Source organism: Actinomadura sp. WAC 06369, assembly GCF_003947565.1.
GTDB classification, from domain to species: Bacteria; Actinomycetota; Actinomycetes; order Streptosporangiales; family Streptosporangiaceae; genus Spirillospora; species Spirillospora rifamycini.
On the sequence record NZ_QHJN01000271.1, the window covers coordinates 1 to 6,189 of the forward strand.

The following is a 6,189-nucleotide window of genomic DNA, read 5'->3' on the forward strand; positions in this document are numbered from 1 at the left end:
GGCGGAGCCGGGGCCGCACCGGCCGCCGCGCCGCCCGCCGACGCCCCGGCGGCTCCCGCGCCACCGGCCGCCGCGCCGCCCGCGAGGGCGCCGCCCGCCGCGGCGGGGAGGCCGGCGGCGGCGAGGGGGAACAGCGCGGCGAAGGCGGCCGCCGCTCCGGCGAGGGCGCGGACGCCGCGCTCCTCCCAGTCGCCCCCGTACGCCCCGGCTGCGGCGTCCTCCAGTTCGCGGACGAACGCCTCGGCGCCCGCGGGACGCTCCAGGGCCGTCTTGGCGAGGCCGCGCGCCACCAGGTCGCGGACGGGCGCGGGGACGCCGTCGAGCGGCGGCGGCGCGGTCAGGTGCCCGGCCATCAGCGCGGCCCGGTCGCCGCCGAAGGGGCGCCGTCCGGTCAGGCACTCGAAGAACACGCAGGTGGCGGCGTAGACGTCGGTGGAGGGGGACACGGGTTCGCCGCGCCACTGCTCCGGGGCCATGTAGGCGGGAGTTCCCGAGCGGTCCCCGCCGCCCGCCGGGACGGCGATGCCGAAGTCGATCAGCTTGCTGAGTCCGTCGGCGCGTACCACCACGTTCGCGGGCTTGTAGTCGCGGTGCACCACCCCGACGGCGTGCGCGGCGGCGAGCCCGCTCAGCGACCCCTTCAGCACCGTCAGCGCCTGCTCGGGGGTGAGCGAGCCGTGCTCGGCCAAGACCCGCTTGAGCGGGACGCCGTTCACCGCCTCCATCACGATCGCGGCGCCGTGCGGGCTCTCCACCAGCCGGTACAGCCGCGCGACGTGCGGGTCGGCGACCCGGCCGAGCAGCGCGGCCTCGTGCCGGAGCCGGGCGGTGTCGGCGCCGGCCGCCGTGTCCACGTACTTGATCGCGACCGGGGCGCCCGATTCCGTGTGCCGCGCCAGGACGACGCGTCCCTGCGCGCCCCGGCCGAGTTCCGCGACCTCGTCGAAGCCTGTGATCCGCCAGCCGCCCACCGCACGTCCTTCCCGTTGCCCGATCGATCCACTGGTGAGATGCCGGAATGCCCGGCCGGGTTGGGCCGGGATCGGATGCGCGGTCTCCGCGGCGCCGTCGGCGTCCGGTGTGCTCCGGACGGCGGTCCGCCGCGGGCGTGCGGGGGGGCGGTCAGGGGTTGCGGGCCGCCCGCGCGCCCCTGTCGGCGCGGGCGGCGCAACCGAGCCGGCCCGTGCGCGCGGCCCCGCGCACGGGCCGACGGCCGACCCGGCGCCGCGGCGGAGAAGAGCCGCGGCGAACGGGGGTCATCGGTGCCGGAACCGGTGGACCCGCTCCCCGGCGGCGGTCCCGGCGAGGACGGTCGCCGGGACGCGCCCGGGAGCGCCGCCGGGGCGTCCGGGAGGAGACGCGGCGGCGTGGGGAGGGGTCGAACGGCTCACGGTGCTTCCTCGGCGGGGGTTCGGACGAGAGGAAAGTGTTCTAGAGGTCAGAAAACTCTGTCCAGCTGTTTGAGAGAACATCTCAAGATAAGTTGGAGCGGAAGTGTCATCAATTCCCGTTGGAGTGTGCGGGAGGCCATTTCGGCGACGGCCGGGCGGCAGGTAGTAATGTCCGGTCCCGTGCCCCTCGACGAGCTTCTCGACTGCCCGTCCGGACTGCTGGACATGACGTTCGACCAGCTGCGGACGCTCCTCGTCGTGCACGAGACCGGGTCCGCGCTGCGCGCGGCGCGGGCGCTCGGGCGCGAGCAGTCGAGCGTCCAGAAGCAGCTCGACACGCTGAACCGCAACAGCCAGGCGCTGTGCGGGGAGGTGCTGACCGTCCGGCAGGGCCGCGGGAAGGACTTCCTGTTCACCCCGACGGGCGAGGCGACCGTGGAGCTGGCGCGCGGGACGTTCGAGAGCTGGCTGGAGGCCGTGCACCGCAGCAGGCGGCGGCTGGGCCGGATGCTCACCGTGGGGACGACCGAGTTCACGCTGCCGATCGTGTCCCGCGCGTGGAACCGGGTGTCGGAGGAGTTCCGGCAGCGGGAGGTCGAGTTCAAGGTCGCGCACGTCCGGACGAAGGACGTGTGGTCGCGGCTGGAGACGAACCAGGTCGACCTCGTGTGCGGGAGCATCGTCAGCACCCCGGAGGGGGACCGGCGGCTCAAGGAGTACGAGGTCGTCGAGTACGCGCGGGGGCAGGCGCTGCTGCTGACGAACCTGCCGGAGCGCGAGCTGCCCGACGCCCCGGTCCGGACGAGCCGGCTGCCGGGCGTCCCGCTGGTGCTGCCGCCCGCGGGCCTGGTCGCGGACCTGCTGGCGACCTGGTACGGGTCGAACTACCGGGAGCGGCTGAACGTCGTCGCCGACATCGACGACGTGCACTACGGGCTGTCGCTGCTGCGGTCCGGGTTCGTCCGCGGCTGCATGGTGGTCACCGGGTCGATCGGCCGGGGGATGGCCGGGCGGGACGACCCGGACGCCGTGCCGCTGCGCGCGATCGGGCTCGAGGACGACATGGAGCCCCCCGCGGAGCTGATGACCGGCGCGTTCGTGCGCCGCGCCGACCTCGAGCGGTACGGCGCGGACCACCCGCTGAACCGCCTGTGGGAGGCCGTCCGCGAGGACGTCCGCACCTACACGCCGCTGGCCTGACGGGCCGCGGCGGTCGTCAGATCTGGTTGTCGACGACGTCGAGGGTGGGGCGCGCGCCGAGGTGCCGCATGGCGCGGGCGGCGAGGCGGCAGCCGGCGGTGAGGGCGTCGGCGGGCTGCTTGCCGTCCAGCCACGGCGGCAGGAACCCGGCGACGAACGCGTCGCCCGCGCCGGTGCCGTCCACGACCTTGTCGACGGGCTCGGCGGCGACGGTGACCGGCTCGGGGCGGCCGTTGGTGTACCAGAGGGCGCCGTCGGCACCGTCTTTGATCACGACCTGGGGGTACCAGGCGGTGAGCACCTTGGCGGCCTGGTCGGGCGTGTCCCGGCCGGTGAGGATCTCCGCCTCCTTGGCGTTCACGATCAGCAGCCGGGCGCCCTGCGTCCACTCCAGGAAGGGCTCGGCGCCCATCCGCTTGAGCGGGGAGAACGAGCCGCCGTCGACCGAGACCGACATCTGCGCCTTGCGCGCCATGTCCAGCGCGACGATGGCGGCCTTCCGGGAGCCCTCGTTGATCAGCGAGTAGCCGGAGAGGTGCAGATGGGTGCCCTGGACGAACAGGTCGCCGCAGCGCTCGATGTCCTCGGGCAGCAGCGCGCCGTTGGCGCCGGGGTCCGACAGCATGGTGCGGTCGCCTTTGTGCGTGACCATCACCACACAGGTGCCGGTGGGACGTTCGGCGTCCATGACGAGGCGGGCGTCGACGCCGTACCCCATCATCTCCATGTCCCGGTTCCGGCCCGCGATGTCGGAGCCGCGGCGGCCGACGAAGGCCACCTCGACCTCCTCCCCCACGGCGAGCCAGGCGGCCACGTTGGCGCCCGAACCGCCTCCGTGGGTCGTCACGGCGGCAGGCGTGTCGCTCCCCTTGGCCAGGGGAAACGCGGCACGGGCCACGGTGTCTGTCATCAGATCGCCGACCACGACCACGCGCGTCATGGAGTCATCACCTCGATCAACACGGCCCGCGCGAGCGGCATCCTGGGCGTGGCTCGACGTTAACAGCTCCGGAGCCCCGTTGAGGTCTCGAACGCGCAGCGAAAACGAGGAACCCGTGTTTTTCCCCGGAGCGGGCGCCGGTTCGGCGTGCCTTACCCTCGGTTACGTGACCGAGGGTTATCCGGTGCAGTGGGAGGCGGACGTCGTCCTCAGCGACGGCGGGACCGCCCATCTGCGCCCCATCCGGCGCGACGACGCCGAGCGCCTGCGGGTGTTCTACGCCCGGCTGTCCCCGGAGACGATCTACTACCGCTTCTTCTCCCCGCGCCCCTACCTCACCGATCGGGAGATCGAGCATTTCACCGGCGTCGACTACGACCGGCGCGTCGGGCTGATCGCCACGATCGGCGAGGAGATGGTGGCGGTCGTCCGGTACGACCGGCTCGCGGACGCGCCGGAGACCGCCGAGGTCGCGTTCCTCGTGGAGGACGCCCACCAGGGGCGGGGGATCGGGGCGGTGCTGCTGGAGCACATCGCGGCGGCGGCGCGGGAGCGGGGCGTGCGGCGGTTCGTCGCGAGCGTCCTGCCCGACAACCGGCGGATGACCCGCGTGTTCCGGGAGGCGGGCTACCAGGCGGAGCAGCGGTTCGAGGAGGGCGTGATCGAGCTCGTCCTCGACCTGGAGCCGACGGAGACGTCGATGGAGGTCATGGCGGCCCGCGAGCACCGGGCGGAGTCCCGGTCGATCCAGCGGCTGCTGTTCCCGGGGTCGGTCGCGGTGATCGGCGCGAGCCGCGCCGAGCACACCGTCGGGCAGACCGTCCTGCGGAACCTGCTGGCGGGCGACTTCAGCGGCCCCGTGTACCCGGTGCACCCGACGGCCACGGCGGTCGCGGGCGTCCGCGCGTACGCGTCCGTCCTGGAGATCCCGGACGACGTCGACCTCGCGGTCGTGGCCGTGCGGGCGGACGCCGTCCACGAGGTCGTGGAGCAGTGCGCGGCGAAGGGCGTCCGGGGGCTGGTGGTCGTGTCGTCCGGCTTCGGGGAGACGGGGCCGGAGGGGCGCGCGAGCCAGGACGAGCTCGTGCGGATGGCGCGCGCGTACGGGATGCGGGTCGTCGGGCCCAACTGCCTGGGGATCGCCAACACCGACCCGGACGTGCGGCTGAACGCCACCCTGGCGCCGACCATGCCCGGGAGGGGCCCGATCGGGTTCTTCTCGCAGTCGGGCGCGCTGGGCATCGCGATCCTGCAGCGGACGGCCGAGCGCGGGCTCGGGCTGTCCACGTTCGTCTCCGCGGGGAACCGGGCGGACGTCTCCGGCAACGACCTCATGCAGTACTGGGAGGAGGACCCGGCCACCAAGGCGGTCCTGCTCTACCTGGAGTCGCTGGGCAATCCCCGCAAGTTCGCGCGGCTGGCGCGCAGGCTCGGCCGGCGCAAGCCGATCGTCGCGGTGAAGAGCGGGCGCAGCACCCAGGGCGTCCCCATCGGGCACGCCGCGCGCGCGCTCACGCTGCCCGACCACGCGGTCAGCGCGCTGTTCGAGCAGGCGGGCGTCATCCGGGTGGAGGACCTGTCCGAGCTGTTCGACGTCGCGCAGCTCCTGGCCTACCAGCCGCTCCCCGAGGGCGACCGCATCGCGATCATCGACAACTCCGACTCGCTCGGCCTGCTGGCGCAGGACGCGGCGACGGCGCTCGGCCTCCAGGTCCGGCCGCGCATCGACCTCGGCCCGCGCGCGGACGCCGACGACTTCGAGGCGGGCCTCGCGGCCGCGCTCGAGGACGACGCGGTCGACGCGGTCGTCGCGCTGTTCACCCCGCCGACGATCGGCGGCTACGACCTGCGCGTCCCCGAGAAGATCCTCCGGCTCGCCGCGGCCAGCCCCAAACCGGTCGTGGCGACGTACCTGGGCTCCGAGGGCATGCCCGCCGACCTGCGGATCACGGCGCCGGACGGGTCGCCCGCCGAGGGCTCGGTGCCCTCGTACCCCGCGCCCGAGGACGCCGTCCGGGCCCTCGCCTACGTGATCCGCTACGCCCAGTGGCGGCGCCGCCCCGCCGGGTCGATGCCCGAGTTCGAGGGCGCCGACCGCCGCCGCGCCCGGACGCTCGTCGAGGGCTGGCTCGACGGCGGCGCGCCCGTGCACGCGACGCCCGAGCAGGCCGCCGAGCTGCTCGCCTGCTACGGCATCGAGGTCGACCGGGACGACGCCCGCGCCGGGGTCCCGACGCGCATCGTCACCATGGAGGACCCGTCGTTCGGCGCCGTCGTCTCCTTCGGCCTCGCCGACGAGACGGCCGCGCTGCTGGACGACCGCGCCTACCGCCTCGGCCCCCTGTCGGACGTGGACGCCGCCGAGCTGATCCGCGCGATCCGGACGGCCCCGCTCCTGCTCGGCCACCGCGGCGCCGAACCCGTCCGCGTGTCGGCCCTCGAGGAGCTGGTGATGCGGGTGTCGCGGCTCGGCTTCGACCTGCCCGAGGTCGCCCGACTGGAGCTGAACCCGGTGGTCGCGGACGGTTCGGGCGCCGCCGTCCGCGATGTCGCGCTCCGCCTCGAACGTCCGCTGGGCCCCCGCCCCGAACTGGGCCCGCGCCGCCTCCGCGGCCCGGACACCGCCCCGATCACCTGACCGCCCCCCCGCCCGACGAC

The 6,189-nt window shown here is 74.5% G+C and carries 4 protein-coding genes; 2 read left to right on the forward strand and 2 right to left on the reverse strand.

From position 1 onward, the window contains the following. Positions 1–971, reverse strand: a 971-nt coding sequence (locus tag DMH08_RS37770) for a serine/threonine-protein kinase (protein WP_199748203.1), incomplete at its 3' end; no start/stop codon positions are given. A gap of 600 nt (positions 972–1,571) precedes the next feature. Between DMH08_RS37770 and DMH08_RS37775 the strand changes: the two genes are divergently transcribed. Continuing rightward, complete coding sequence (locus DMH08_RS37775; RefSeq protein WP_199748204.1) at positions 1,572–2,591, forward strand: LysR family transcriptional regulator; 1,020 nt, start codon at positions 1,572–1,574, stop codon at positions 2,589–2,591. A gap of 16 nt (positions 2,592–2,607) precedes the next feature. Here the strand turns inward: DMH08_RS37775 and DMH08_RS37780 are convergent, their stop codons facing one another. Next, positions 2,608–3,531 (reverse strand): carbohydrate kinase family protein, encoded by a 924-nt coding sequence (locus DMH08_RS37780; protein WP_125621023.1) that lies wholly within the window; start codon positions 3,529–3,531, stop codon positions 2,608–2,610. Between the two features lie 166 nt (positions 3,532–3,697). Here DMH08_RS37780 and DMH08_RS37785 point away from each other — a divergent pair, with 166 nt between their 5' ends. Further along, the gene (locus tag DMH08_RS37785; protein WP_026404945.1) at positions 3,698–6,169 is read left to right on the forward strand and encodes a bifunctional acetate--CoA ligase family protein/GNAT family N-acetyltransferase; all 2,472 of its coding nucleotides are present in this window, start codon (positions 3,698–3,700) and stop codon (positions 6,167–6,169) included. The last annotated feature ends 20 nt before the right edge of the window (positions 6,170–6,189 follow it).